The sequence below is a fragment of the Hymenobacter rigui genome, assembly GCF_003944715.1.
Taxonomy (GTDB): Bacteria; Bacteroidota; Bacteroidia; order Cytophagales; family Hymenobacteraceae; genus Hymenobacter; species Hymenobacter rigui.
The window spans coordinates 53724-80700 of record NZ_RWIT01000008.1; the positions used below are offsets into that span (position 1 = coordinate 53724).

General features: G+C 63.2%; 21 protein-coding genes and 1 riboswitch. Of the genes, 15 read left to right on the top strand and 6 right to left on the bottom strand.

The genetic code is table 11. The features are described from left to right. The first annotated feature begins 27 nt into the window (after positions 1-27). The 5 genes from EI291_RS14685 to EI291_RS14700 all read left to right on the top strand — a co-directional run bounded on the left by EI291_RS14685 (position 28) and on the right by EI291_RS14700 (position 4452). On the top strand, positions 28-819 hold the full coding sequence (locus tag EI291_RS14685) for an SDR family NAD(P)-dependent oxidoreductase (RefSeq protein ID WP_125421389.1): 792 nt from the start codon (positions 28-30) through the stop codon (positions 817-819). A 621-nt stretch (positions 820-1440) separates the two neighbouring features. Further along, positions 1441-2082 carry an AAA family ATPase gene (locus tag EI291_RS14690; RefSeq protein WP_125421392.1) on the top strand — a complete coding sequence of 214 codons (642 nt, stop codon included), beginning with the start codon at positions 1441-1443 and terminating at the stop codon, positions 2080-2082. 1 nt (position 2083) lies between these two features. Then, the gene (locus EI291_RS14695; RefSeq protein ID WP_125421395.1) at positions 2084-2434 is read left to right on the top strand and encodes a hypothetical protein; all 351 of its coding nucleotides are present in this window, start codon (positions 2084-2086) and stop codon (positions 2432-2434) included. Positions 2435-3199: 765 nt separating this feature from the next. Continuing rightward, on the top strand, positions 3200-3340 hold the full coding sequence (locus tag EI291_RS22905) for a hypothetical protein (protein ID WP_170172655.1): 141 nt from the start codon (positions 3200-3202) through the stop codon (positions 3338-3340). A 77-nt stretch (positions 3341-3417) separates the two neighbouring features. Continuing rightward, complete coding sequence (locus EI291_RS14700; RefSeq protein ID WP_125421398.1) at positions 3418-4452, top strand: replication initiation protein; 1035 nt, start codon at positions 3418-3420, stop codon at positions 4450-4452. 459 nt (positions 4453-4911) lie between these two features. Here EI291_RS14700 and EI291_RS14705 read toward each other — a convergent pair whose 3' ends face one another. Then, entirely contained in the window at positions 4912-5235 is a 324-nt protein-coding gene (locus tag EI291_RS14705) for a hypothetical protein (protein WP_125421401.1), read from the bottom strand. Between the two features lie 316 nt (positions 5236-5551). Here EI291_RS14705 and EI291_RS14710 point away from each other — a divergent pair, with 316 nt between their 5' ends. Then, positions 5552-6712 (top strand): helix-turn-helix domain-containing protein, encoded by a 1161-nt coding sequence (locus tag EI291_RS14710; protein WP_125421404.1) that lies wholly within the window; start codon positions 5552-5554, stop codon positions 6710-6712. Positions 6713-6741: 29 nt separating this feature from the next. Next, the gene (locus tag EI291_RS14715; RefSeq protein WP_125421407.1) at positions 6742-8583 is read left to right on the top strand and encodes a serine hydrolase domain-containing protein; all 1842 of its coding nucleotides are present in this window, start codon (positions 6742-6744) and stop codon (positions 8581-8583) included. 177 nt (positions 8584-8760) lie between these two features. Here the strand turns inward: EI291_RS14715 and EI291_RS14720 are convergent, their stop codons facing one another. The 4 genes from EI291_RS14720 to EI291_RS14735 form a co-directional block, all read right to left on the bottom strand. Next, entirely contained in the window at positions 8761-8928 is a 168-nt protein-coding gene (locus tag EI291_RS14720) for a DinB family protein (protein ID WP_317127668.1), read from the bottom strand. Between the two features lie 305 nt (positions 8929-9233). Next, complete coding sequence (locus EI291_RS14725; RefSeq protein WP_125421410.1) at positions 9234-10382, bottom strand: TlpA disulfide reductase family protein; 1149 nt, start codon at positions 10380-10382, stop codon at positions 9234-9236. 91 nt (positions 10383-10473) lie between these two features. Then, positions 10474-11643 carry an LLM class flavin-dependent oxidoreductase gene (locus EI291_RS14730; RefSeq protein WP_125421413.1) on the bottom strand — a complete coding sequence of 390 codons (1170 nt, stop codon included), beginning with the start codon at positions 11641-11643 and terminating at the stop codon, positions 10474-10476. Positions 11644-11723: 80 nt separating this feature from the next. Continuing rightward, a complete protein-coding gene (locus tag EI291_RS14735) occupies positions 11724-13028 on the bottom strand; it encodes an APC family permease (protein ID WP_125421416.1) in 1305 nt (434 codons plus the stop codon). 382 nt (positions 13029-13410) lie between these two features. Beyond that, positions 13411-13502: riboswitch (SAM riboswitch) on the top strand. Positions 13503-14035: 533 nt separating this feature from the next. Between EI291_RS14735 and EI291_RS14740 the strand changes: the two genes are divergently transcribed. From EI291_RS14740 to pdxR, 8 genes are all read left to right on the top strand, one after another. Then, entirely contained in the window at positions 14036-17062 is a 3027-nt protein-coding gene (locus tag EI291_RS14740) for a SusC/RagA family TonB-linked outer membrane protein (protein WP_125421419.1), read from the top strand. Between the two features lie 13 nt (positions 17063-17075). Next, a complete protein-coding gene (locus tag EI291_RS14745; RefSeq protein WP_125421422.1) occupies positions 17076-18434 on the top strand; it encodes a RagB/SusD family nutrient uptake outer membrane protein in 1359 nt (452 codons plus the stop codon). Positions 18435-18474: 40 nt separating this feature from the next. Next, positions 18475-19488 carry an ATP-grasp domain-containing protein gene (locus EI291_RS14750; RefSeq protein ID WP_125421425.1) on the top strand — a complete coding sequence of 338 codons (1014 nt, stop codon included), beginning with the start codon at positions 18475-18477 and terminating at the stop codon, positions 19486-19488. 6 nt (positions 19489-19494) lie between these two features. After that, positions 19495-20514 (top strand): LLM class flavin-dependent oxidoreductase, encoded by a 1020-nt coding sequence (locus EI291_RS14755; protein WP_125421427.1) that lies wholly within the window; start codon positions 19495-19497, stop codon positions 20512-20514. 124 nt (positions 20515-20638) lie between these two features. Continuing rightward, positions 20639-23332: a M14 family zinc carboxypeptidase gene (locus EI291_RS14760; RefSeq protein WP_125421430.1), complete on the top strand. Its 2694-nt coding sequence runs from the start codon at positions 20639-20641 to the stop codon at positions 23330-23332. 84 nt (positions 23333-23416) lie between these two features. After that, positions 23417-23911, top strand: a complete 495-nt coding sequence (locus tag EI291_RS14765; RefSeq protein WP_125421433.1) for a beta-class carbonic anhydrase — start codon at positions 23417-23419, stop codon at positions 23909-23911. Between the two features lie 61 nt (positions 23912-23972). After that, positions 23973-24695 (top strand): bacillithiol biosynthesis deacetylase BshB1, encoded by a 723-nt coding sequence (gene bshB1, locus EI291_RS14770; RefSeq protein WP_125421436.1) that lies wholly within the window; start codon positions 23973-23975, stop codon positions 24693-24695. Positions 24696-24861: 166 nt separating this feature from the next. Continuing rightward, complete coding sequence (gene pdxR / locus EI291_RS14775) at positions 24862-26337, top strand: MocR-like pyridoxine biosynthesis transcription factor PdxR (RefSeq protein ID WP_125421439.1); 1476 nt, start codon at positions 24862-24864, stop codon at positions 26335-26337. Positions 26338-26343: 6 nt separating this feature from the next. On the opposite strand, the gene EI291_RS14780 is transcribed toward pdxR, so the two are convergent. Further along, positions 26344-26967 carry a DJ-1/PfpI family protein gene (locus tag EI291_RS14780; protein WP_125421442.1) on the bottom strand — a complete coding sequence of 208 codons (624 nt, stop codon included), beginning with the start codon at positions 26965-26967 and terminating at the stop codon, positions 26344-26346. Positions 26968-26977 lie beyond the last annotated feature (10 nt).

Consider the following 26977-nt stretch of genomic DNA (forward strand, 5'->3'; position numbering starts at 1 on the left):
GGTCTCACCTCTTTTACCGCTTTACCCATGGACTTGCAGCTCAGCACCCACACAGTTCTCATTACCGCCTCTACCGGCGGCATCGGCCTGGAAATGGCCCGCACCTTCGCCCGCGAAGGCGCCCGCGTTATTGTGAACGGCCGCACGGCAGCCAGCGTAGAGCAGGCCATCGGGCAGCTGCAGCAGGAGTTTCCGGCGGCCCGGCTGCTGCCCCTGGTGGCCGACAACGGCACGCTGGAAGGCACCGCGCATACCCGGGCCCAGTACCCCGAGGTAGACGTGCTCATCAACAATCTGGGCATCTATGAAGCCACCGACTTCTTCGATACCACCGACGAGGCCTGGCAGCGGCTGTTCGAAGTAAACATCCTGAGCGGAGTGCGCCTGAGCCGCCACTACCTGCGCGGCATGCTCGGGCGCGGTACCGGCCGGATCCTGTTCATCAGCAGCGAATCGGCTCTGAATCCGGCCCCGGAAATGGCGCACTACAGTGCCACTAAGATGATGCAGCTCTCCATTGCCCGCAGCCTGGCCGAGCTGACGAAATGCACAGACGTGACGGTGAATGCGCTGCTGCCCGGCTCCACCCACACCCCGGGCGTGGCGGAGTTTATCCGCCAGGTGTTCCCGGATGAAGCGGACTACCCGACTGCCGAGCGGCGCTTCATGGCCGAGAACCGGCCTACTTCCCTTATCGGCCGCCTTATTCAGCCCCAGGAAATTGCCGATTTCGCCTCCTTCCTGGCCAGTCCGCTGGCGGCGGCCATCAACGGGGCCAGTCTGCGCGTAGATGGCGGCCTGGTCCGCAGCGCAGTCTGATACATCTTCCTGCTACTCCCCTATTCTCTCAAGTGCACGCGACCATGATTCCGCCATAAATCCGGCTGGCTAACCCGGAATGTTTTCACGTTCAGCGACCCGGTATTGCTCACCTAAAAGAGAGTGCAGAAACACGTGTATTTTCACACCTGTTTCTGCACTCTCTTTTACATTATGAAAAGGGTGCGTATTTACGTGTGTTTACCTACTGCCTTACTGCCGACTTCAGATGAATAAAATAGCACAATATGCACCTAAAATAACACCTTAAAGCACACCTGTTATTTAACCATAATTTGTACCTTGTAAAACACCTATAACAACACCTTTTATTTAATATAATTCGAGGTGTATAACAGAACCTATAAAACAACCTTTATCTTAACCTTAATTTGCACCTTAAAAGGCACCTTAAAAGGCACCCAAAAATACAAGTTGTTACACACCTTAATAATAATATATTTTGCACTCGGATAAAGGTTCAGGATGACACCTATATTTGCACTTCGAAGCAGGTACGAATACAGGTTGGTTTTTGCACCTGTAAATAGGTGTATTTCTCTTTGATTTATACACCTGATAACTCACCTTTTTCAACACCTAAATTAAGTTTGTAACTCTATGGTAATCACAGTAGGCGGAATAAAAGGAGGAACCGGCAAGTCCACCATTTCTACCAATTTAGCAGTATGGCTTTCACGCCAGGGTCATGATGTCTTGTTGGTAGATGCGGATGAGCAGGAGAGCTCTTCGGATTTTACGGCATGGCGGGGTGAGACGCGTAACGGTGAGCTGGGCTATACTCTGGTACAGTTGACCGGGGCCTTGGTACGCCGGCAGGTGGAACTACTCAAGCCCAAATACAGCCACATCATCATCGATACAGGCGGACGGGATACTTCCAGCCAACGGGCAGCCTTGTTTGTCTCCGACCGGTATCTGCTACCCTTCGCACCTCGCTCGTATGAAATCTGGACGCTCTCCAAAGTGCTGTCGCTGCTGGCCGAGGTGCAGGATGTGCGCACCAGCCCGCTGCAGACATTCTCCTTTCTTAACAAGGCCGATACCCGGGGAGTAGATAACGCTGAAGCAATGGAAGTGCTGCGGGAAAACGAAGAGCTAAACTTCGTGGACTTTCCCATCGTCAGCCGCAAAGCCTTTGCGACGGCCGCCAGTAAAGGCTTGTCCGTTTTCGAGCACACGCCGGTGGACGAGAAAGCCGTTGCCGAGCTCAATGTTTTATTCAGCCACGTTACCAAGTAGTATGGCCATCTCCAAACCCCCCGTTCGTAAAGCTCCCCCGGTAGCACTACCCACACCCGACCTCGACGAGAAGAAGGTAGAGGAGGTTATCAATCGGGGTAGCTCTTCGCTCACGGCTGCGCCAATTGCCGAAGCCGCCGCGCTACCCATAGCCGCCGTGCCGGCCGCCGCTGACGTCAGGCTCAAAAACTTCAACATCAAGCTGCCGGCCGCAACACTGGCAGTCATTGATGAGCTGCGGGCAAAGCGCCCGCGCAAGCCTACCAGCCCTAAATTGGGTATCTCCACCCAGGACTGGCTGCTGGAAGCCATTGAAGAGAAAATTCAGCGGGAGCAGAAGAAATACAGATAAATTGCTTGCCAGTCACAGAAAAAAAGGTGTGGATTTACACTCTTTAACGAGTGTAAATCCACACCTTTTTTTACACCTTTTTATAGCTTTTAAAACAAGTCTAACTGGTCTGGTTAATCACTCGCAGTAAGTCAGGCTTAACGTATCTGGGAAGCTGTTCATGGTGAATACTGCGGTGTTGGAAAAACAGGAGGCAACTGCCGTGGTGCCCGCACTGCCTGAACCAGCGTTCCGGAACGAGGATACGGAACTTCCATTGCGGGGACCGGAACCGTAGGACCTTGCCAGCCGGGTAAACCTCCGGGTCTATGCCTGTGTACTCAACCGCCGGCCACACCAACGCAGGAGGGAAAATACGCTGGCTAAGCAGATGGCAACAGCTTCCGGGTGCCATTTTTCACGTAGATGGCAAGTCGCTGATTCCAAAGCAATGCCGTGCGAAGGCCGGGTAGGAGAGGGGTGCCATTTTTCACGCAGGTGCCCGGAGAGATTTTACTCCCGTGGAATAGGCACATGGTTTGCATTTTCGCCCAAAAACTAGCTTGGTTGCCTTGAAACAGGCTTTTTTTGCTTTTTTTTGGTTTTAGAAAAACAACCAAAAAAAAGCAGAGCCTCTTCTGTATTCTTAAGCTATTCTTTCTATTCTATATTCAGGGTGCTGTAACTGATTGAAATATAATATTTTAAGTCGAATATCTGCGTGAAAAATGGCACTCTGCTGCGTGAAAAACGGCACCCATCTACGTGAAAAATGGCACCATCTGCGTGAAAAACGGCACTCTGCTGCGTGAGAAATGGCACCACTACGTGAAAAACGGCACTCCCGGGCAGCACCGAAAGTATCTGCGTGAAAAATGGCACCAGCCGGCCGGCGGCGGCAACTGCGTGAAAAACGGCACCCTGTAGCTGTTGCGTGAACAGCTGTAGGATTTCACGCTGATTAATTTAACTTCGTGGGTTAGCCCGCCGTATCCGCTTAGCCTATGCATGCTGTCACCCTTCCCGTGCTTTACCCCCGGGCCTACCAGGCCAACGCGCTGGTGCGGGCCCCGCTAAAGCTTACGCACGTGGAAGCGCGGATTTTTGCGCTGGCGCTGGGCTGCATTCATCAGGACCAGACGGAACTGCCCGGTATTTCGATTCCCATCAACCGGGTAATGACCCAGAAGAAGGGCGGCAGCGTGTACGAAACCATTCGGGATGCGTGTAAAAGCCTCATGTCCAAAGTAGTCAGCATTGAGTCGCAGACGGGCAACAAGAAGCGTTTTACGGCTTATTCAATCATCAGCTACCTGGATTTGAACGAGGGTACGGGGTTGCTGACGGGCAATTTCGCCCCGGAAATCAAGCCGTTTCTGCTCCAGCTCGCCGAGCAGTACACGCACGTGGAACTGGAGTCGCTACTCACGCTCAAATCCGCCCACGCCCACCGGCTGTACTGGCTGCTTAAATCGTGGGACGATGTGGGCCTGTGGGAGGTGGAGTTTGAAGCGCTGCGCAAGCAGGTGCTCGGGGATGATAACGACGTGACCTACACGCTGTTTTATGACTTCAAGCGCTACGTGCTGGAGCCGGCCATGCGCGAATTGCACTCCCTGGGCTGGGTGGTGAACTACGAACCCATCAAGGACGGCAAAAAGGTTAAATCGGTACGCTTTCTGATTCCCAAGCCGCAGGTGCAGCTGGCAGATCCGGCGCAGGACGATGGTGCGCCCAAACCGGCTGGTTCGGGCCGGCCGCTGGAAAAGCAGATGACGCTGGCCCTGCAGGCGGAGCTGCCGACCCTACAGCAGCGCATCATCACCCGTCTGCAAAAGCTGAAGATGACCCCGACCCAGATCCAGCACGTGCTGAATTTCATGGGGGACGATGAGGTCCGGATTGCCCGGCTGATGAAAGTATCGCACCCGCTGCTGCGCGACTTTGAGGCGGGGAATAAGGTATTTGACAATCTGGGCGGTACCACCATAAACCTGCTGAAAACGGAGTTTCCGGGGCTGTATGCCAGTCTGAAGTAAATCAAGCCCGCCGCCACCTGTTACCTGCCGCCGTGGGGCGGCAACACTGCGCCTTGGTGGGCAATGAAGAAGCCAGATGGTAGTCTTGGATTAGTGGCTGTTCCGTACCGGACGCAAGTGATGGGGGAGGGGGGCGACGCAAGCGGAAGGCTTCTCGCTGGGTTCATGGTACGCGTACGAAGTGACTGCGTTACTCCGGGAAACTACTCTTCGTCATGGCCGCCTTTCTGCCCGCCGTTCAGCTCGCGGGGCACCGGGGACGCTAAAAAAAAAGAAGGGAGGCAGAACGTTGCGCAGTCTCGTGGATCTGTAAACCGGCCGGCAACGGCTTGCGCTGGCAGGGCGAACCTGCCGGGCAAAGTATCCGGCTCGTCCACGCTATGCCCGGACCATCAGCCCGCAGGAAGGCGGGCACAGCTGACTGGCGAAACACGAAGAAAGTGCCGGAAACGGCCGCGCTTAGGCGCGGGTGGATGATCGGGGCCGGTGCCAGTGGTAGCTGCCAATTTGGAGGGCGACGGAGCGCGGCGTGGCCGGGCGGTGGCCGGGCGGCACCACCCCCAGGGCCGCGAAGGGCGTGCAGAACAGGATAATTTCCTGGAATGCCTGCCGATTATCGGACTGCTGCCTACGCTCCGTCCGTGCAACGATTTTAAGCTCTTTGGCCAGGTGGCACCTGCCGTTGCACTTGAGCTGGGGCGTTGACTTAAGTTGGGACCGGCTACGGTTTACGCACAGCTCCCGGGCAATGTAGTCGCGCGGCAGCCGGGCAACTGGCCCCAATGCCCAGCTGCCCGGCGCAATGCCCGAGAGTGAGCAAAGAAGCCAGAATGGCCACGGCCTGACGCGTGCATCTACCCAGCCGCGGGGTAGGGGTGCGACAATCCGGCCGCAAACGAAAGGTCAGCTGCGCCGGTAACCAAACCTGTACGCCGGCTTCGGAGCAACAGGCTGGATTTCGACGGCCTGCGGCAGTACTGGTTTTTCCCGGTTTGTACCTGCCTGGTGCGGCTTTCGGTGTACTACTCCATCAAACAGTGCGGCTCCGTATCTTGATGAGCAGTCCGGCGGTGAATACCTGGGCTGAGCTGCTGATGCTATGATTATTCACGTAAGCTGGTGGGTGGTATTCCTGGCGTTTAGCCTCGTGCAGGGGCTGACCACCGGCGGCTACCTGTTAGCCCGGCGGCGGCTCGGGGCCGGGTGGCTGGGCCTGCTGGTACTGGGCCTAACGCTGCAGGTATTGGATTACGGGCTGGCCAGCTCGGGCACGTACTTTCGGCACCGGACGCTGTATTTTATGCCCTTGTTCTACTCCTGGTGCTACGGGCCCCTGCTGTGGGCGGCCGTGCGGGCCCGCTACGGTGACGGCCGCGCACCCGCAAAGTGGCACTTCGTACCCGGCGCGGTGCAGACTGGCTTTTACCTGCTGCTGGCCGCGCAGTCTCTGGACACCAAAGCCTGGTTCTGGCAGCACGTGCACAAGCCCGTTACCCGCTACCTGGAGTATTACGGGGCTGTACTGTCGGTGAGCTGGTACGCGGCCCAGGCATTACGGCTGGTGCGTAGTCACCCCGCCCGGCCGCGGTGGGCGGAGCAGGGGCTGTGGGGAGTGGTGGGCTTCTACGCGCTGGCAGCGCTGGATCCGCTGATTAACGATTCTTACTTACCCGAAGGGGCTCCCAAATTCTACCTGACCAGCTTGCTGCTGCCCGTGCTCACCTACGCAGCGGCGCTAGTCGCGTGGCTGAAAGGACCCGATGCGGTGAACGCGCGTCCGCAGCTAACTGCGCCCGCCGAGGTAGCGTTAAGTGAAACTTCGCCGGCCCCGCTCAGCGCTGGACAACTCCTAGGAGCTGCACCGACGGCAGGTAAAGCCCCGCCCGATCCGGTGCTGCTGGCACGCCTGGTGCAGGTCATGGAAGGCGAGGCGCTGTACCGGGGCCCGGACCTGTCGTTGGGGACGGTGGCCCAGCACCTGGGGCTGCCGCCCAACACCGTCTCGCACCTGATCAACGCGGGCATCGGCCAGACCTTTACCGAGTGGGTGAACAACTGTCGGCTGGCCGAAGTAGAGCGCCGACTCCTCACCCCCGACGCCGCGCGCTACACCCTGCTGGCCCTGGCCCTGGAAGCGGGCTTCAACTCCAAAAGCACGTTCAACCGCGCGTTCAAGGAACGGAATCAGCTGACGCCCAGTCAGTACCAAAAGAGGTATCAAGCTACACTTCGGGACGAATCCGACGCACTGGGAAGCTAGGTTTGCCTCTTCACCTTACTCCCGCTGCCATGCATCTGCGTTTCCTGCTCTGCCCCCTGCTGCTCGTCGCCCTGCTGCCTGCCCGGCTGCGGGCCCAGTCACCTGCTATTGTCCCCGCCACCGTAGCCGCCCGCCGGGCCGCGGTGGAGCAGGGGCTCATGCCTTACGTGCCGGTGCAGGGTCTGCCCGGCTGGAGTTTGCTGGAGCGCATGCGCTACTACCGGGTGCCAGGCCTGAGCATTGCCGTCATTCATAACTACCGGGTGGAATGGGCCCAAGGCTATGGGCTGGCTGACACCACTACCCAACGGCCCGTCACCCCGGCCACGCTGTTCTCGGCCGGCTCCATCTCCAAGCTGGTGACGGCTATTGCCGCCCTGCAGCTGGTGCAGGAGGGCCGGCTGGCGCTGGATGCGCCCATCAACTCCTACCTGACCTCGTGGCAGCTGGCCGACAACGACTGGACCCGCCGCCGGCCCGTGACGCTGCGTCAGCTGCTCAGCCACCAGGGCGGTACCAGCCAGTCGGCGTACTTTGGCTTCGTGCCGGGCCGGGGCCCGCTGCCCTCGGTAGTGGACGTACTCAGCGGGCAGCCCGCTGCCCAGACGCGGCCGGTAGTGGTGAACCGGGAGCCGGGGACGGGCTTCAACTACTCGGGGGGCGGCTATATGGTGGCCCAGCTGGCCCTGATGGATGTTACCCACCAGGATTTCGCCACGCTCACCGAGCAGCGGCTGTTTCGGCCACTAAAGCTGCGCAGCCTCACCTTCCGCCAGCCGCTGCCGGCCGCCTGGCAGGCGCGGGCGGCCGGGGCCTACTCTGAAAACGCCTGGTTTAAGGGCATGCCTTACGTGTACCCCCAGCAGGCGGCGGCCGGCCTCTACGCCACCCCCACCGACCTGGCCCGGCTGCTCATCGAGGTACAGCAGGCCTATCGGGGCAAGGGCCGCGTATTGCAGCAGGCCACGGCCCGCACCCTGCTTACGCCCCAGGCGGACGTGTCGGCGGGCACTTACCGCGAGCAGATAGCGCTGGGCCCGTTCCTGCTGCAGCGGGCCGACCAGCAGGGCGAGGCCAGCCGCTACTTCGAGCACACGGGCGTCAACGCCGGCTTTGTGGCCTACGCCATCGGCAGCGTGGTGGGGGGCGAGGGGGTGGTCATCATGATGAACCAGGACGGAGGCGCCAGCGAGCTGGGCAAGGAAGTGCGCCGGGCCGTAGCCCGCGTGTATGGCTGGCCGGCCTTTCTGCCGCCAGCTCTGGTGCCCCGGCCGGCGGCCCCCGGGTGGCTGGCCGCCGTGGCCGGGCGCTACCAGCGCGGGCCGGACGAGGTGCTGGACTTCCGCGTGGAGGGTGAGCACCTAGTGGAGCGCATCAACGGCGGCCCCGGCATTCTGTGCTACCCCGGCGGCGGCGATACGCTGGCCTTTACCGACTTCCCACTGCGGGCCGTGTTCGAGCGCGCCCCCGATGGCCGGGTAGCCGGGCTGCGGATGCTGGCGGGCGGCCCAGCTCTGCCCCGACTGCCCAACGACGCGCTGCTGCCCAACGAGCTGCTGCGCCTGGAGCGCGTGGCCGAAGCCGTAGCAGGCTACCGCAATCTGCAGCTCGGCGAATACCCGCTCACCTACCTGATTTACGAGCTGCTGAACCCACGCCGGCCCGGCGGGCCCGACGTGGCCGGGGCCCGGGGGCTGCTGGAGCTGGCCCGCCAGCAGTACCCGCAGTCGGGCATCGTGGCCGCCCGCTGGGGCGACTGGTACGCCCTCACCGGCGACAAGTCCCAGGCCGCCCTGGAGTACCGCCGGGCCCTGCAGGATAACCCCTCGGATCAGGATTTGCTGGACAAGCTGGCAGCCGTAATGCAATAGGGGCTTCCTGCCCCAGGCAATCTGAAATGATAGGGAATTCTTCCTGATTGCTGAGATACTGCTCAATTCAACTGGCAGTAGAAACCGCGTGTGGGGTTTCGAAATCTGAATGCACGAACTACTGGCCAAAGTTTCCGCACGGATATACTCCCATCTGACTACCCGTCACGGAGCAGTTTATCTCCGAATGGCATCAGTGTCCACCGGCGTACAACCCAGCTGTCGGCTCATGTTTAACATTTGGCCTTTGTGATGAAACTCGTGCCTAATGATGTGAGTGAATACATGCAGAGTAGAAAAAGGTTGTGGTGCCTGTTGATGCAGCACCGCCACTATTTCGGGCACATTCCGATAAATAATTGAACCGGGGGCCTCTGCAACCCCGACTGGCCTAGCCAGAAATGGTCATATCCGCGACGTGTACCAGCATGTCGCGGATATGACCATGATTGAATGCTGCAATGGGTGCTGCCGGCTGGGCCGGACGAAAGGTAGCCCAGTACGCCAGTAGCGCCCCACGCACGCTGCAAACCATTTCATACTGGTGTGAGAAATGCGTTTTCCATGGATGCGCAGAAAAAAACAGCCGCAGATCCGAGGCCCTGTAAAGAGTCCAAGAAGCTGCGGCTAGGGTAATGGACCGAAACGGACTAGTTTACCCTGTTCAATAACTGGCCAAGGGTAGTTTGCAGCGCCTCCCCGCGCAGATTGATGGCCACAATTTTACCCTGTGGATCCAGGAGAAAATTCTGCGGAATAGCCTGTATACCATATTCCTGAGCCACGGCGTTATTCCAGAATTTCAGGTCCGACACCTGCGTCCATGTTAGCCCATCTTTCTCAATGGCCCGCATCCAGGCTTCGCGCGCACCCTCCCGGTCCAGTGATACGCCGAGTACAGTGAAACCTTTGTCCTTGAACTGCTGATAGGCCTTTACCACATTAGGATTTTCCTGTCGGCAGGGGCCGCACCAACTGGCCCAGAAATCGATGAGCACGTATTTACCTCGTAGGCTGGAGAGCGTCACGGGCACGTTGTCGGGGGTATTTTGGGTGAAATCCGGGGCGGTGGCACCTACGGCTACTTTCTGCAGACGCTTGATTTGCTCGTCGATGCGCTGACCGCGCGGCGAGTTGCGCACGGTGGTGCTCAGGCCCTGAAACAGCGCGGCGTAGGGCCCCACATCAGGCACCGATCCGCCAGCATCCTGCAAAACGAACAGGCTGAAGCGCGTGTCCGGGTGCAACTTCACGTAGTTGGTCCGAACCTTTTTCTGCTCGGCCTCAAGGGGGGCAAGCTTGGCTTCAAGCTGCTGGAGGTAGGCCGCATCTTTGCGCGTGGCCTCAGGCTGGGCCCGGTATTCCCTGATGATGGCTTCATACTGGTCGTCCAAGGGTCTTAGGGTCACCGTCAGCTTGGCATTTTCGTCGTTGAGGGGAGTACCCCGCACCACCAGACGCTTGGCCGAATCCGGCGTGGTGACGGTGATGGTGCCTTTTTCCAGGTAGAAAAACTGCCGGGAGGCATCCTTAGATTTCTTAAACGGCGTGCCGTTGTGGGCAAAAGTGAGTGAGGCGCGGCCCGGCTCGGGCAGCGTGCCCTTGAATTCAAAACGGCCCTTTTTCACCACTGCCGAGTCAGTAGTCCAGACTTTGTTGAGAGAGTAACCCAGGTAAGCCTTTGTGATACCGGCTTTGGCGCCTACGCGGCCTTTCACCACGAAGTTTTCGGCGGGAGCTTGGGCCTGCGTCAGGCCGGGCAGCAGCAGCAGCAGTGCGCTGTACAGAAAATGTTTCATGAAGAGTAGGAAAAGGAACGTAAAGGAAACCCCGGCTGGCGGGTTTATCTATTGAAATTTATGCAGCTGCAGCCCGGCTGGCTGAATCTAATTACCTAGGCGTAGCCGTGGTCAGGGGCGTTACGGGCGTGGTGGCCGGCCGGCGGCCCTGCAGGTCGGGCATGGATACGTTGGGCAGGCGCGGCAGCACGTAGCGGGCGAAGTAGTCGGCTTCATCCAGCAAGGGGTAGCCCGAAAAAATGAAGGCCCGGAAGCCCATGTCCATGTAGCGGTTGAGCTTTTCCACAATCTGGTCGGGGTTGCCTACCAGGGCCCCGCCGGCCCCGGAGCGGGCCTTGCCGATGTCGGTCCAGAGCAGCGGCTCCACGAAGCCTTCCATGTCGGCGTGCTCGCGCAGCTGGTTCTGGCGGTGCACGCCCAAGGACCACGAATCTTGGGCCCGGCTCTTGATTTCGGCCCCTTTTACCGGATCAAACTTCGACATCAGCTTCTTGGCGTAGGCGCGGGCCTCGTCCTCGGTTTCGCGCACGATGACGTGGATGCGCAGGCCAAAGTCGATACGGCGGCCGTGGGCGGCGGCGCGGGCGCTCAGGTCCTGCATGGTTTCGTAGAGCATCTCCTCGGTTTCGGGCCACATCAGGAACATGTCGCAGTACTCGGCGCACACGGCGCGGGCCCCTTCCGAGGTTCCCCCGAAATACAGCAGCGGGCCGCCGTTCTGCTGGTAAGGCTTGGCCGGGTCCGAGGGCATGTCGAACTGGTACAGCTCGCCGCGGTGCTCGATGCGCTCCTGGGTCCAGGCCTGGTGCAGAATCTGGATGGTTTCGGCGCAGCGCTGGTAGCGCAGCTCGGGCACCTCGCGCAGGCCGGGCAGATCGGAGTTGATGATGTTGATGGTAAGCCGGCCTTCCAGCATGTGGTCGAGCGAGGCCAGGGCCCGGGCCAGCATGGGCGGGTGAATCTCGCCGGTGCGGATGGCGGTGAGCAGGTTGATGCGTGAGGTTTGCGGGGCAATGCCGGCGGCAAACGTCATCACGTCCTGCCCTACGGTGTAGGAGGTCGGCAGCAGAATGTTGGAGTAGCTCAGCTGCTCCGATTTCAGCACGATGTCGCGGCAGTGGGCCCAGGAGCTGCGGTAGGCCCCGTCGAGCACGCTCAGGTACTGCGTGTCGCCGCCGCACAGGTCATCAAACCAGGAAATTTCGGCCACCCGCTGCGGGGTGCGGATGGGCACGGAGGTTATGGGCAGGGAAAGGGACATCGGCGAAAGGGGCGTTGGGGAGGAAAGTGGAACTACAAATCAGCAGTGGGCGTGGCAGGCCGGACGCCCGTGGCGACGGGCTACGTGGTGGCCGGCCGGCGACGGAAGCCGGCGTACAGCCCCAGCCCCACCACGGCGGCAATAGCTACGTCGCGGGCCTCGGTGCCCTTGCTGCTCAGCAGCAGCCAGAGGCAGAGGGCAATGCACACTACCGCCACTACGCTTCCCCCAACTACCCGGAACGGGGCCGGCTGGTGGGGGTGCCGCCGCCGCAGCACCGGCAGGGCCGCGCAGGTCAGGGCAAAATACGTCAGCCGGATGATGGTGCTCAGGGTAAGCGCGTAAATGAACGTGCCCGAAATGGCCAGTACCAGCTTCAGCGCCGCCGACACCAGCAGGGCCACGTATGGCGTGCGGAAGCGCGGGTGCGTGGCCCCGAACCCGGCCGGAATCTGCCCCTGCTCGGCCAGGGCAAACAGCAGGCGCGGACCGGCCAGCATCAGGGCGTTGAGCGTGCCCAGGGCCGTGAGCATGGCGGCCGCCGCAATCAGGCCGGCCCCAGCCGGCCCCATAAACTGCGCGGCGGCCGCGGCCAGGGGCCGCTCGGCCGTGGCCAGGCCTGGCAGCGTGCCAATGCACACCACCTGCACCAGCACGAACAGCACCGCCACCGTGCCAATGGCCGTGAACAAGGCAAACGGCACGGTGCGCTGGGGCTGCTGAATTTCAGCCGCCGGAATGGCAGCCACGTCGAAACCCGAGAACGTGAAGATGAGCAGCAGCACCGCGCTGGAAAAGCTGGCTGCGGGCGGGGCGGCGACAAACGAAAACGCCTGCCAGTCCACGAAAAACAGCCCTACCCCCGTGAACAAGCCAAACACCAGCAGCTTGCTCACCGTCAGCAGGTTGTTGACGGCGGCGGCCGTGCGCACGCCCACCAGGTTAAGCAGGGTGAGGCCCGTAATCAGCCCGGCCATCAGTAGCGCCCGGCCCAGGCCCTGACCCACGACCGGCCAGAAGTAGGCGGCGTACTCCACCAGCAGGTTGCAAAGGGCCGCGAAGCTGGCCAGCCGCGAAATCCACAGCAGCCAGCCCACCTCAAACCCCACCAGCGGCCCGAAGGCCTCGCGGGCGTACAGATAGGGCCCACCGCTGCCCTGAAACCGGCTGCTGACCTCGGCAAAGCACAGCACGATAAGCGTGACGACGGCCGCGCTGACCCCGTAGGCCCACAAACTGTAGGCACCCACCAGGGCGTAGAGCTTGGCCGGCAGGCCCAGAATACCGGCACCGATGGTGATGTTGATAATCAGGGCCACAAAATCCCAGCGGCGGATACCGCGCACCAAATCCGGCCGCGGCGCGGCGTCGGGAGCAGAAAGCATGAGCAGACAGAAAAACGGCGGAAATGCCGGCGGCTCGGGGGCACCGGCGCACTAGGGCGTTAGCGTGTTGCGGGGCAACAACAACAGCAGTGTTTCAGCAGAATTTCGGGCAGCATATGAGACGGGAAGCGGCGGCGAAAATGCCCGTAGAATGGGCGGCCAGCCAGCAGTACGGCCCCGAAAGGCCGGCGGCAAATATAGGCACGCGGGCTTACCAGGCAAGTTCCAAAGCGAATGCGCCGGTATGCTCACGGTGTCTTTTTGCGCCTCCCTACTGCTTGGCAGCGGGGTAGTTGAATGAATGCGCCAACAACAAGATTTGGATTTTTGAAAAATCCACCAGTACATTTGCAGGACCAATTCTTTACCCCACAAAGGATTGTTTTTATACAGAGGCGCGGAGAGACAGGCTCGATGAACCGCCGACAACCCCCGGAAACTCCGGAACGGTGCCAACTCCTGAACATATAAAAACAACAACGCCGTGAATTCCTTCACCAGCACCCCCGCTTTCTTTGCCAACCGTCCCGCTGTACAGCATGGGTGTTGTGGCGTGATGCGTGGCCCCGTCTGTATGCCGACGGTGGGCCAGGGTTGCTAGGGCGTTTCCCATTCCCTCGTTTCCCTTTTTGTAGCGGTTCCCCGCGCTGCCGGGCCTGATAGGGCCCGCCCCGTCTGCTGCCCCGTTGCCGGATTGTTGCGCCCTGACGCGCCATCTTCCCCACAGCGGTTCGGTGTGCTACTCCTGGTCGACGACCGGCTATTCCCATCCCTGCTTTTTGCTACTCCCTGACCAGGTCGGTTACCGCCGTGGCGGAATCGGCTAAAAACTGCGTCTGAAGGCGGTTTACCGCGTTTGAAAGGGTAGTGTATTTGGTTAGTGGGATGGTTGCGGAGAGTGGCGGCTGAAGAAGACACAGGCAAGGGCGGCATTTTCGATGAATGGCCACGGGCACGGGCCGGCAGCGGAGCGGGGTATTTCCCCAAGCACACTTTCCTCCTTTCCTATGAAATCCTCTACTCTACTGGCCCTGCCGGTGGCGGTGGGCCTGGCGCAGCCGGCTTTCGCCCAGACCGCTGCCGCCCAGACAGTAACCGGCCTCGTGATGGATGCCGCCGACCGTAGCCCGCTGCCGGGCGTGACGGTGCTCGTGAAGGGCACCACCGCCGGTACCTCTACCGGCCCGGATGGCCGCTTTTCGCTGACCTTGCCCGCCGGCAGCAGCACGCTGCTGCTGAGCGCCATCGGCTACGAAACCCAGACGGTACCTGTAACCGGCGGCTCGATCAGCGTGGCGCTGAAAGCCGACGTAAAGCAGCTCTCGGAAGTGGTGGTAACCGGCTACAGCGAGCAGAACCGCAAGACGCTGACCAGTGCCATCAGCTCGGTGAGCGGCGATGCGCTCAAGGACATTCCGGCCGCCAGCCCCGACCAGCTGCTGCAGGGCAAAGCGCCCGGCGTGCAGGTATCGGCCAACTCCGGGGTGCCGGGCGGGGGCATCTTCATCCGCATCCGGGGCAGCAACTCGGTGAACGCCAGCAACGACCCGCTCTACGTGGTGGACGGGGTATTCATCAACAACACCAACCTGATTGCCACCGGCCTGGGCAACCAGGTGGCCAGCAACCCGCTGGCCGATATCAACCCCCAGGACATCGAGAGCATCGAAATCCTGAAGGACGCCAACGCCACGGCCATTTACGGCTCCCGCGGGGCCAACGGCGTGGTGCTCATCACCACCAAGCGCGGCAAGGCCGGCGACAAAACCCGCATCACCTTCAATACCTACCACGCCCTTTCCAAAGCACCCAAGCAGTACGAGCTGGTAACCGGCCCGGAGCTGGCCCAGCTGGAAAACGAGCGGTTCCTCAACGACGGCGGCAACCCCGCCCAACTGCCCTACCGCCCGGTGTCGGCCGGGGGGCGCGGCCTGCCCGAGGAGCAGCAGACCTATGACCGGCTCTCGGACGTGTTCCGCACGGCCCAGACCCAGAGCTACGAGCTGTCGGCGGCCGGGGGCTCGCAAAAAACCCAGTTCTACATCGGGGGCGGCTATTTCCGGCAGGAAAGCATTGCCCGGCCCACCAACTTCGACCGGTTCAGTTTGCGCGTGAACCTAGATAACGCCGTGACGGACCGGCTGCGCATCGGCACCAGCACGGCCCTCACGCGCACCCACCGCAACGTGAGCAGCAACGACAACAACCCGGTGGGCGTCATCAACTCGGCGTTGTTCCCGCGCACCAACCTGCCGGTCTACAACCCCGACGGCTCCTACGCCAAGTACGGCTCCTTCGATAACCACCAGGCCCTGATTGACAACCTGAACAACGACGCGGTGGGCTCGCGCGTCATCTCGAACGTGTACGGGCAGTACCAGTTTGGCAAGCACCTGACCCTGCGCAGCAGTTGGAGCATCGACTTCAACGACATGTACGAGAACAACTTCAACAACACGCTCATCCTGGCCGGGCAGCCCCGGGGTACGGCTACCTCGTTCCTCTCCCGCGACATCACCCTGCTCAATGAGCAGACCCTGAATTACTCGGTGGACCTGGGCGAGGACCACTCGCTGCAGGCGCTGGTGGGCAATACCATTCAGAAAAACACCTTCCAGCGCACCAGCCTCGCGGGCCAGCAGTTTCCGAGCAACGATTTAACCAGCATTGCCTCGGCCGCTACCCAGACGGGCTCCTCGGCCCGCTCCCAGGCCGGGCTGCTGTCGTTCTTCGGCAAGGCCACCTACAGCTTCAAGCAGCGCTACACCGCCGACGTGAGTTTGCGGGCCGACGCTTCATCGCGCTTCGGGGCCGATAACCGCTGGGGCTACTTCCCGGCCGTGGGCCTGGGCTGGCGCCTGAGCGAGGAGGAGTTTATCCGCAACCTGAACGTGTTTCAGGAACTGAAGCTGCGCGGCAGCCTGGGCAAAACCGGCAACCAGGCCGGCATCAGCGACTTTGCCGCCCGCGGCCTGGTGCAGGGCGGGGCCAACTACCTCGACTTGCCCGGCACCCGGCCCCTGCAGCTGGCCAACCCCGCGCTGAGTTGGGAAAGCACCCGGCAGTGGAACGTGGGCCTGGACGCGGCCGTGCTGCAGAGCCGCCTGCTGCTGGAGCTGAACTACTACGACAAGTACACCTCCGGCCTGCTGCTGGACGTGCCGGTGCCGCGCAAAACCGGCTTCGCCTCGGTGGTGGAAAACTTCGGGGCCGTGCGCAACAAGGGCTTCGAGGTGCAGGTGACGGCCAACTGGCTGCCGCGCACCGCCGCCGTGCAGTGGAGCACCACGGCCAACGTGGCCCGCAACGTGAACAAAATCGAGAAGCTGGCCGCGCCCATCACCTCGGGCTCGCGCGACATTTTCCGACTGGAAGAGGGTGCCCCGCTCTACTCGTTCTGGCTGTATCACCAGACCGGCGTGAACCCCGAAAACGGCGACGCCCAGTACCAGGACGTGAACGGCGACGGCCAGCTGACCGTGGCCGACCGCCGGCTGGTGGGCAACGCCTGGCCCAACTACTTCGGGGGCCTGACCAACTCCGTGACCTACAAGGGGCTGGATCTGGGCTTTACCCTGAACTTCGAGCAGGGAGCGAAGATCATGAACATGAACCGCTTCTTCCTGGTGCACGGCGGCACGCAGAGCAACATCGGCTACCTGCGCGAGCAGCTGGACCGCTGGCAAAAGCCCGGCGACGTGACCGACATTCCACGCCTGACCACCAACCCGGCCTCCAACAACTACGGCGGGGTGGTGCAGAACCTGAGCGACCGGTACCTGGAGGACGGCTCCTTCCTGCGCCTGCGCACCCTCTCGCTGGGCTACACCGTGCCGAAGGACGTAGCCGCCCGGGCCCGCCTCAACTCGCTGCGCGTGTACGTGCAGGCGGCCAACCTGTTCACCATCACGCCTTACTCCGGCCTCGACCCCGAGGTGAACTCGCAGAGCGGGGTCAGCAATACCAAAAACTTCGACTGGGCCACCGTGCCCCAGCCCCACACCTTCCAGGTGGGCTTGACCGTCGGCCTCTAAGCCTGTGCATCCGATGAAACTGTCTTCGATAAATCAACTATTCGTGGCCGTGCTGCTGTCGGCCGCTTCGCTGAGCATTTCGGCCTGCAACGACCTGCTGGAGCCCACCCCGGTGCAGCAGCTGCCCGACGACCAGGCCATTACCGACGCCGGTAGTGCCCGCTCGGCCACCATCGGCGTGTACGACCGGGTGCAGGCGTATTACCAGCTCAACTGGCCGGTGCTGGGCTTTCTGCCCGGCGAGAACGTGCGCTTCAACGGTACGCTCAACCAGTTTTTGCAGATCGACCAGAACCAGCTCAGCGCCGACAACGTGCTCATCACCGAGGCCTGGACCCAGATGTACCAGGCCGTGAACGGGGCCAACAACGTCATTGCGGCCGTGCCCGGCCTGAGTGACCCGCTGCTGCCCTCCGCCGAGAAAAATCAGCTGCTGGGCGAGGCCTACTTTCTGCGGGCACTGGTGTACTTCGACCTGAACCGGGGCTGGGGCGGCGTACCGCTGGTGCTTACGCCCACCCGCACCAAGGAAAACGGCCGCGGCACCCGCCGCAGCACCCCGGCCCAGACCTACGACCAGGTGCTGGCCGACCTGACCCAGGCCGAAACCCTGCTGCCCGAGGCCGCCACCCGCAACCGGGCCGTGAAGGCCACGGCCCGCGCTTTGCGCGCCCGCCTGCACCTCTACCGCCAGCAGTGGACCGACGCCGAAAGCTACGCCACCCAGGTTATCAGCAACACCAACTATGGCCTCGTGACGCCCTACCGGGCCATATCCACGGCCCCGTTTGGGAGCCGGGAGGCCATCTTCGAGCTTACCTTCAGCAACGCCGACCCCAACACCATGTGGAACAACTGGTTCCCGAGCGCGCTGGGCGGGCAGTTCAACTTCCAACCGGTGCCGGCGGCCATTACCCTGCTGAATGACCCCGCCGTGGGCGGCAGCCGCTCGGCCCTGCTGGGCAGCACCGTCATTGCCGGCGCCAACGTCACCTACGGCAACCTCTACAGCCGCTCGGCCCAGCGCGACGACCCCAGCTACGTGCTGCGCCTAGCCGAGCAGTACCTCATCCGGGCCGAGGCCCGCGCCAAACAAGGCAAGCTCACCGATGCCCTGGCCGACCTGAATGCCGTGCGCGCCCGCGCCGGGGTGCCGGCCAGCACCGCCGCCACGGTCGACGCCTTGCTGCTGGCCATCGAGAACGAGCGGCGGGTGGAGTTTGCCTTCGAGGCCGACCGGTGGTTTGACCTGGTACGCACCGGCCGTGCCGGCGCGGTGCTCGGCGTCACGGACCAGCGCCGCTGGGTATTCCCGCTGCCCTTCAACGACCTGGTAGCCGACCCCGACTTGGAACAGAACCCCGGCTACTAGCCTGATTTCCCCTTTTTTTCTTCTCTCACATTTCACTGTTATGGCAAATTCCCCCAAGCCCATCGGCATTTACTTCGAGCACCCTGAGTGGTTTAAGCCCCTGTTTGCGGAGCTGGACCGTCGCGGCCTGCCCTACGAGAAAATCGACGCCGCCCATCACCTGTTCGACCCCTCCGAAACCGAGAGCCGCTACTCGCTGGTGGTGAACCGGATGAGCTCCTCGGCCTACCTGCGCGGGCACGGCCAGGGCATCTTCCACACGGCCGGTTACGCCACGCACCTGGAGCGCATCGGCACGCGCATCATCAATGGCTCGGTGGCTACCAGCATCGAAACCAACAAGGCCCGGCAGCTCAGCCTGTTTGCCTCGTTGGGGCTGAAATTCCCCAAGTCCTTCGTGGTGAACCATGCCTCCCGCATCCCGGATGCGGCCCGGCAGTTGCAGTTTCCCATCGTGGTGAAAGTCAACATCGGGGGCAGCGGCGCGGGCATCATCCGCTTTGACACCCCGGAGGGTGTGGAAGCCGCCGTGGCCGCCGGCCAGATTGATCTGGGCATCGACCAGACGGCCCTGGTGCAGGAGTTTGTCACGCCCCGCGGCGGCCACATCCACCGCGTGGAAACCCTCAACGGCAAGTTCCTCTACGCCATGAAGGTGTACACCACCGGGGAGAGCTTTAACCTGTGCCCGGCCGAAATCTGCCAGATTCCGGAGGAGCCCGCCGCCGGCGACTTCTGCCTGACTGAGGCTCCGAAAAAAGGCATCCAGGTGGAAGCCTTCACGCCCCCGGCCGAGGTGATTGAGGCCGTGGAGCGCATCGTGGCCGCCGCTAAGATTGACGTGGGCGGCATCGAATACCTCATCGACGACCGGACCGGTGACGTGCTGTTCTACGACATCAACGCCCTGTCCAACTTCGTGGCCGACGCGGTGAACGTGGTGGGCTTCGACCCCTACGCCCGCTTTGTGGACTACCTCGAAACCCAGGTGAACGCCGCGGCCCCGACTGCCCCCCTTTCTGCCACTCAACTGCCGGTACCGGCTTTTCACTAACATAGTATGCGTTACGGATATTGGATGCCCGTTTTTGGCGGGTGGCTGCGCAACGTCGAGGACGAGAACATGCGCGCCGACTGGGATTACGTGAAAACGCTGGCCCAGCGCAGCGAGGAGCTCGGCTACGACCTCTCGCTGATTGCCGAGCTGAACCTCAACGACATTAAGGGCGAGGAAGCCCCCTCGCTGGATGCCTGGAGCACGGCCGCCGCGTTGGCCGCCGTTACCCAAAAGCTGGAGCTGATGGTGGCCGTGCGCCCCACCTTTCATAACCCCGCCCTGCTGGCCAAGCAAGCGGCCAACATCGATTTGATCAGCAACGGCCGGCTCAGTTTGAACGTGGTATCGTCGTGGTGGCAGGATGAGGCCACCAAGTACGGCGTGCAGTTCGAAAAGCACGACGACCGGTACGCCCGCACGGCCGAGTGGCTGGACGTGGTGACCAACCTGTGGAAGCAGGACCACTTCAGCTACAGCGGCAAGTACTACCAGGTGGCCGACAACGTGCTGCAGCCCAAGCCCGCCAAGGCCCCGTTCCTGTACGCCGGGGGCGAGTCGGAAGCGGCCAAGAACCTGATTGCGGCCCAGTGCGACGGCTACGTGATGCACGGCGACGACCCGCAGGCCATTGGCCGCCGCATCCGCGACCTGAGCGAGCGGCGCGAAAAGCTGGGCCTGCCCCGCATGAAGTTCGGGGTGGCTGCCTACAGCATCGTGCGCAACACCGAAACCGAGGTAAAGAAGGAGCTGGCCCGCATCACCGACGTGCAGGGCTCGGCCGCGGGCTATAAAAACTACCAGCAGTGGCTGGCCGGCACCCAGCTCGAAAACCAGGTGAGCCTGGCCGATTACTCCGTTTCCAACCGGGGCCTGCGCTCCGGCCTCACCGGCACGCCCCAGCAGGTAGCCGACCGCATCGGCGCGTTTGAGGACGCCGGCGTCGACCTGTTTCTGCTGCAGTGTAGCCCGCAGCTGGAGGAAATGGAGCGGTTCTCGGAAGCCGTCATCCAGGTTCTGGTCTAGCGCCCGAATTCCCGGCAGCCGGGGGTGGGCTCAGGGCCCATTCCCGGCTTTTTTGTGCCGGTCCGCGCCGGGGCGGACTCCGTTGTCATCCCGCAGTATCCGTCACCCGCAACTTCCTTCCTTCATGTTGAAACCTACGCTTTTTACCACCGCGCTGGCGCTGCTGCTGGCCGGCCCGGCCCTGGCCCAGACCAATAGCCCCACCAGCTACTACTTCCCCGGTAGCGCGGCGGCGGCATTTGACCCCGCAGTGCCCACCCCGGAGCAGTTTCTGGGCTACCCCATCGGCACGCACTACACCCGCACCGACCAGATTGTGGCCTACCTGAAGGAGCTGGATCGGGTGTCGGACAAGGTGAGCGTGCGGGTGATTGGCAACACGTTTGAGGAGCGGCCCCAGGTGGTGGCTACCATCACGGCCGCCGAAAACCAGCAAAATCTGTCGCAGCTGCAAAAAGCCCGGCGGGCGTTGGTGGACCCGAAGCTGCCCGCGCCCGACTACCGGCAGCTGCCGGTGGTGGTGAGCCTCAACTTCGGCGTGCACGGCAACGAGAGCAGCTCCTCGGAGGCGGCCTTGCTGCTGGCCTACTACCTGACGGCCTCCACCAGCCCCGAAACCAAGCAGTGGCTGGAGCAGGCCGTAGTGACCATTGACCCGCTGGAAAACCCCGATGGGCGCGACTGGGCCTCGCACTGGTTTGATCAGAACAAATCCTGGCCCAACCCCACCGACCCGCTCGACCGGGAGCACACCGAGGCCTGGCCGGGCGGGCGCACCAACCACTTCTACACCGACCTGAACCGCGACTGGCTGGCCCTGACCCAGCCCGAAAGCCGAGCCCGCATGGCTTTCTTCCACGAGTGGTACCCGAACGTGATGATTGACTTTCACGAGATGGGCACCAACGGCACCTACTACTTCGAGCCCTCCAAGCCCTTCAGCACCGAAAACGACCTGATTCCGCGGGCCACCTACGAGGTGCTGAACGTGCACCTGGCCAAGTACTTCGCCAAGTCGCTCGACAACCTCGGCTCCCTGTACTGGACCAAGGAACAGTTCGATAACCTCTCGCCCATCTACGGCTCCACCTACCCCGATTTTCAGGGCGGCGTGGGCGTGACCTTCGAGGTGGGCAGCTCCCGCGGGCTGGCCCAGGAAGGCACGAACGGCGTGGTGACCTTCCCCTTCACCATCCGCAACCACGTGGCCACCGGCCTGGCCACGGTAAAGGGCGCCGTGGAGGAAAAAGACCTGTACCTGCGCCACCAGCGCGACTTTTTCGCCTCGGCCCTGACCGACGCCAAGAAGTTTCCGACCAAGGCCTACGTGTTCGGCAACGCCGCCGACGAGACTTTGACCAACCGGTTCCTGAGTTTGCTGCTGCAGCACAAGATTGAGGTGCACGAGCTAAGCAAGAGCGTCACCCTCGACAAGCAGACCTTCGAGCAAGGCAAGGCCTACGTGGTGCCCACCAGCCAGCCCCAGTACCGCATCGTTCATTCCCTGTTCGAGGAGCTGACCACCTTCCACGACAGCGTGTTCTACGACGTGACCGGCTGGAGCCAAGCCCACGCCTACGGCCTGGCCGTGGCCCGGCAGAAGAATACCAGTCTGGTGCAGGGCGCGCGCATTACCGCTCCCAAGGTGCTGGCCGGCACCGTGCGCGGCGGGCAAAGCAGCTACGCCTACCTGCTGCCGTGGTCGGATTACAACGCGGCCCGCGCCCTAGTGGCCCTGCAGCGCGCCGGCCTGACGGCCAAAGTCAGCTTCAAGCCCTTCCGGGCCGGGGCCGACGAGAAGACGGCCACCGATTTCGGCTACGGCACGCTGGTTATTCCCGTAGCTGCCCAGGCGCTGCCGGCCGATTCGGTGTTCCAGATTGTAAGCCGGGTAAGCCGCCAGAACCAGGTGACGTTTACCGGCGTGACCACCGGCTTCAGCCTGGGCGGCATCGACCTGGGCTCGAACAACGTGCGCACCGTGCCCGAAACCAAAGCGGCCCTGCTGGTGGGCACGGGCGTCAATGCCGCCGAAGCGGGGGAGGCGTGGTTTGTAGCCAGCCAGCAGCTGGGGCTGCCGCTCAGCCGCATCGAGGTCGGCAACTTCGGCCGGGCCCCGCTGGGCCGCTACAACACGCTGGTGCTGGTAGGCGGCTCCTACGCGGCCCTCGACAAGTCCACCGTGGAACGCCTGCGCCGCTGGGTGCAGGACGGCGGCACGCTCATCACCCTGAAAAACGCCTCGGAGTGGGCTATCAAGCAGGGTATCGTGAAGGAAAAGCTGCTCATCCCGGCCCACGGCGGCTGGGCTGATTCCACCGCCCTAGCCGAAGCCAGCCCGCTTTCGACGCCCAAAGCCGGTGCGCGCCCGGCGGCCGGACTGCCCGTGGCCCGGCGCGCCGACTTCGTGAGCCAGGAGCAGGAGGGAACCCGCGCCATTGCCGGCTCCATCTACCAGGCCGATATCGACATCACCAACCCCATCGGCTTCGGGCTGACCAGCCGCCGGCTGTACGTGTTCCGCAACGGTACCACCTTCCTGCGCCCCAGCCGCAACCCGTACGCCACCGTGGTGCAGTACGCCTCGGCCCCGCTGGTGAGCGGCTACGTGTCGAGCAACAACCTGCGCCAGATCAGCAGCTCGGCGGCCGTGGTGGTAAGCAAGGTGGGCAGCGGCCGGGTGGTCTTGTTCGCCGACGACCCCAACTTCCGCCACTACTGGCACGGCACCTCCCGCCTGTTCAGCAACGCCCTGCTGCTGGGCGGCCTGCTGAACCTGCCCGACGGTCCCGCGGCCATTTCGGCCGAGCAGGAGTAGGCTGGGGGCGGCCGGGGGCCTGCCTCCGGCCGCCCGAGGCCACCTTCCTTTCCACCCGTATTCACCCGTTTCCTTCCGCCCGCTATGCGTTTCTCCTCCGCTGAACCCGTTCTCCGGCCCGCGTCCACCAGTCGCCCGGCCGCCCTTGGCGCGCCGCCCCGCGATGCCCGCCGTTTTGCCATCCTCACCTGCATGGACGCCCGCCTCGACCCCACCCGCCTGCTGGGCGTGCCTGAGGGCAGCGCCCACGTTATCCGCAACGCCGGCGGCCACGCCACCGACGAGGCCATCCAGACCCTGATTCTCACGCACCAATTGCTGGGTACGCGTGAGTGGTTTCTGATTCAGCATACCGACTGCGGCGTGCGCCTTTCTGACCTCGAAGTGGCCACCACCCTCGGCAGCCGGGTGCCCACCATCGTTTCGGCCGGCCGCGCCTCCTTTTCCGACCTGCGGGCCGCCGTGGCCGCCGACCTGGCGCGCATCCGCCAGCATCCGCAGGTGCCGGCCGGGGTGCTGGTGTTCGGCTACGTGTACGACGTGCGTCTGAATGAGCTGCTGGAAGTGACGCCCGGCTAGCCAAGACGGCCGCTTTCGGCTTGGTTCTGCTTACCTGCCCTTTACCCGTTCATCTATTGCCATGAAACTAGACGTTCTGATGCTGGCCGCGCACCCCGACGACGCCGAGCTGGGCTGCGCCGGCACGCTGCTGCGCCACGTGGCCGCCGGCCGCCGCGTGGGCGTGGTCGACCTAACCCGCGGGGAGCTGGGCACCCGGGGCTCGGCCGAGCTGCGGGACGAGGAAGCCCGGGCAGCCGCCCGGATTCTGGGCCTGCAGGTGCGCGAAAACCTGCGCATGCGCGACGGATTCTTCCGCAACGACGAAGCCCACCAGCTGCGCGTGGTGGAAGTTATCCGCCGCTTCCAGCCGGAGCTGGTGCTCACCAACCCGAACCACGACCGGCACCCCGACCACGGCCGCGCCGCCGACCTGGTGCACGACGCGGCCTTCCTGGCCGGGCTGGCCGGGGTGCAGACCCGGTGGCAGGGCGCGCCGCAGGCACCCTGGCGGCCCCGGCTGCTGCTGCAGGCCATTCACAACAGCTACGTGCGCCCCGATATCGTGGTGGATATTACCAGGTTCTGGGAGCAGAAGCTGGCGGCCCTTACGGCGTTCAAAAGCCAGTTTTACCACCCCGAGTACGAATCCGAAGAAGCCACTACGTACATCTCCACCCCCGACTTCCTGCGCATCCTGGAGGCCCGGGCCCGGGAGCTGGGTAGCTACATTGGGGTGCAGTACGCGGAGGGCTACACCAGCCGCCGCCCCCTGGGCCTCGACGATCTGCTGCTGCTACGCTGAGCGGCGGCCGAGAGCGGATGCCCAGTAAAACCCCGGTCCGGCAGATGGACCGGGGTTTTTTGTGCGGGTAATCCGACATTTGCCCTACTTTTTTGCCACCGCCTGCCGCCGCTACCCTGTGGCCCGCCGCGCTTTCCGCAGCCGGTGGCCGCGGCGGATTTCCCGTATGCTTCCCTACCAAACGCTCCTTCCCCTGCAGCGCGGCGCCTCGCCCGGTCTGCCCCAGCAGATTGCCGCCGGCCTTATTGACCTGATCCGGCGGGGCGTACTGCCGTTCGGGGCGCGGTTTCCGGGTGCCCGGCAGCTGGCTGGGCAGCTCGGGGTGAACCGGCAAACGGTGGGCCTGGCCTACGAGGAGCTGCAGGCGCAGGGCTGGCTGGTGCAGCGGCCCCGCACCGCGCCGGTAGTTTGCGCGCAGCTGCCCGAGGTGCCGGGCCAACCTTTGCCGGTTGCCGCCGGGCAATTCCCGGCCCGTGCTGCTTTTCAGTTTACCAAAACAGCGGCGGCCCCGGCCGGACAGTTACCCGCCCAATCAACCCTGGTGCTCGATGGCGGCTCGCCCGATGCGCGGCTGGTCCCGCATGCCTTGCTGGCGCGTAACTACCGATTGGCCTCCCGCGGGGCTGCCCGCCGTCCGCATCTGCTGGGCTACGCGGCCCCCAACGGGGTGCGGCGCCTGCGTGAGCAGCTGGCCCGCTACCTGCACGACACGCGCGGCGTGCCCGCCACGGCCGACCATGTGTTCGTCACCCGGGGCAGCACCATGGCCTTCTTTCTGCTGGCCCAATTGCTGGTGCAGGCTGGCGATACGGTGGTGGTGGCCGCGCGCAGCTACGCCGAGGCCGATGCCATTTTTCAAAGCCGCGGGGCCCGGCTGGCGCGGGTGGCCGTGGACGAGCACGGGCTGGTGCTGGATGAACTGGAAGTCCTCTGCCGGCGGCAGCCGGTGCGGCTGCTCTACGTAACGCCCCACCACCACTATCCCACCACCGTCACGCTGTCGGCCGCGCGGCGGGTGCGGCTGCTGGCCTTGGCCGAACAGTACGATTTCATTGTGCTGGAGGATGACTACGACTTCGACTATCACTACGCCGAAGCACCCATCCTGCCTCTGGCCAGCGCCGACCGGCGCGGGCGGGTCATCTACACCGGCTCGCTGAGCAAGGTGCTGGCCCCGGCCTACCGCATCGGCTACGTGGTGGCCCCGGCGGAGGTGCTCGCGGCGCTGGCCCCCATCCGGGTACTGGTAGACCAGCTGGGCGACCCGCTGCTGGAAACGGCCGTGGCTGAGCTGTTGGCCGACGGTACGCTGCACAACCACCTGGCCCGCTCCCGGCAGCAGTACCAGCATCGGCGCGACGTATTCTGCGCGGCGTTGCAGGCGCGGCTGGCCCCGTGGTTTACCTTCGTGCCGCCCGCCGGGGGGCTGGCCGTGTGGGGGCGTTTTGCGGCGGGCGTCGACCTGCCGAAGCTGGCGCAGCGCTGCCAGGAGCTCGGGCTACTGATCAGCGACGGGCGGGCCTACCAGCTGCCGACCGAACCCCAACCCTCGCACCTGCGCCTGGGCTTTGCCGTGCTTACGCCCGCCGAGCTGGAGCGCAGCGTGCGAATACTCGAAACGGCTTTGCGCGCGCTGCATTAGCCGGGGCTACTGCAACCCGGCTGCCGAATGGGGGCCCGGCGCGTACTGCATTTCCCGCATCGTGGCGGCGGCCACCTCCGGCCCTAGCAGGCGGCTTACCACGTGCAGGGCCATGTCGATGCCGGCCGAGATGCCGGCGGAGGTAATCACCTGGCCGTTGTCGGTCCAGCGCTGCTCCGGGGCCACGGTGGCGGCGGGCAACAGCTCCTGCAGCTGATGGGCCACGGAGTAGTGGGTGGTGACGGTGAGCCCGTCGAGCACGCCGGCCTTGGCCAGCACGAAGGCTCCCGTGCACACCGACAGCACCAGCTCGGCCGTGCGCATGTGCCGGCGCACCCAGTTTAAAATCACCTCGTTGTGCATCTCCCGGCGGGTGCCCAGCGGGGTGCCGTCGGCCAGCAGGCTCGCCCCACCCGGTATCAGAATGATATCCGCGTCGGGGTGATCCTGTAGTCGGTAAGTGGGGTTCACTGACAGGCCGTTGCGGGCGAAGACGGGGCTGTGCTCGGCCACGGTAAACACGTTAAAGGGACGCTTGCCGTCGACCTCGGTGACGGCGAATACCTCGAACGGGCCGGCGAAATCCAGCACTTCAACGTCGTGAAACAGCAGAATGGCAACTTGGTACATGGGAGAATAG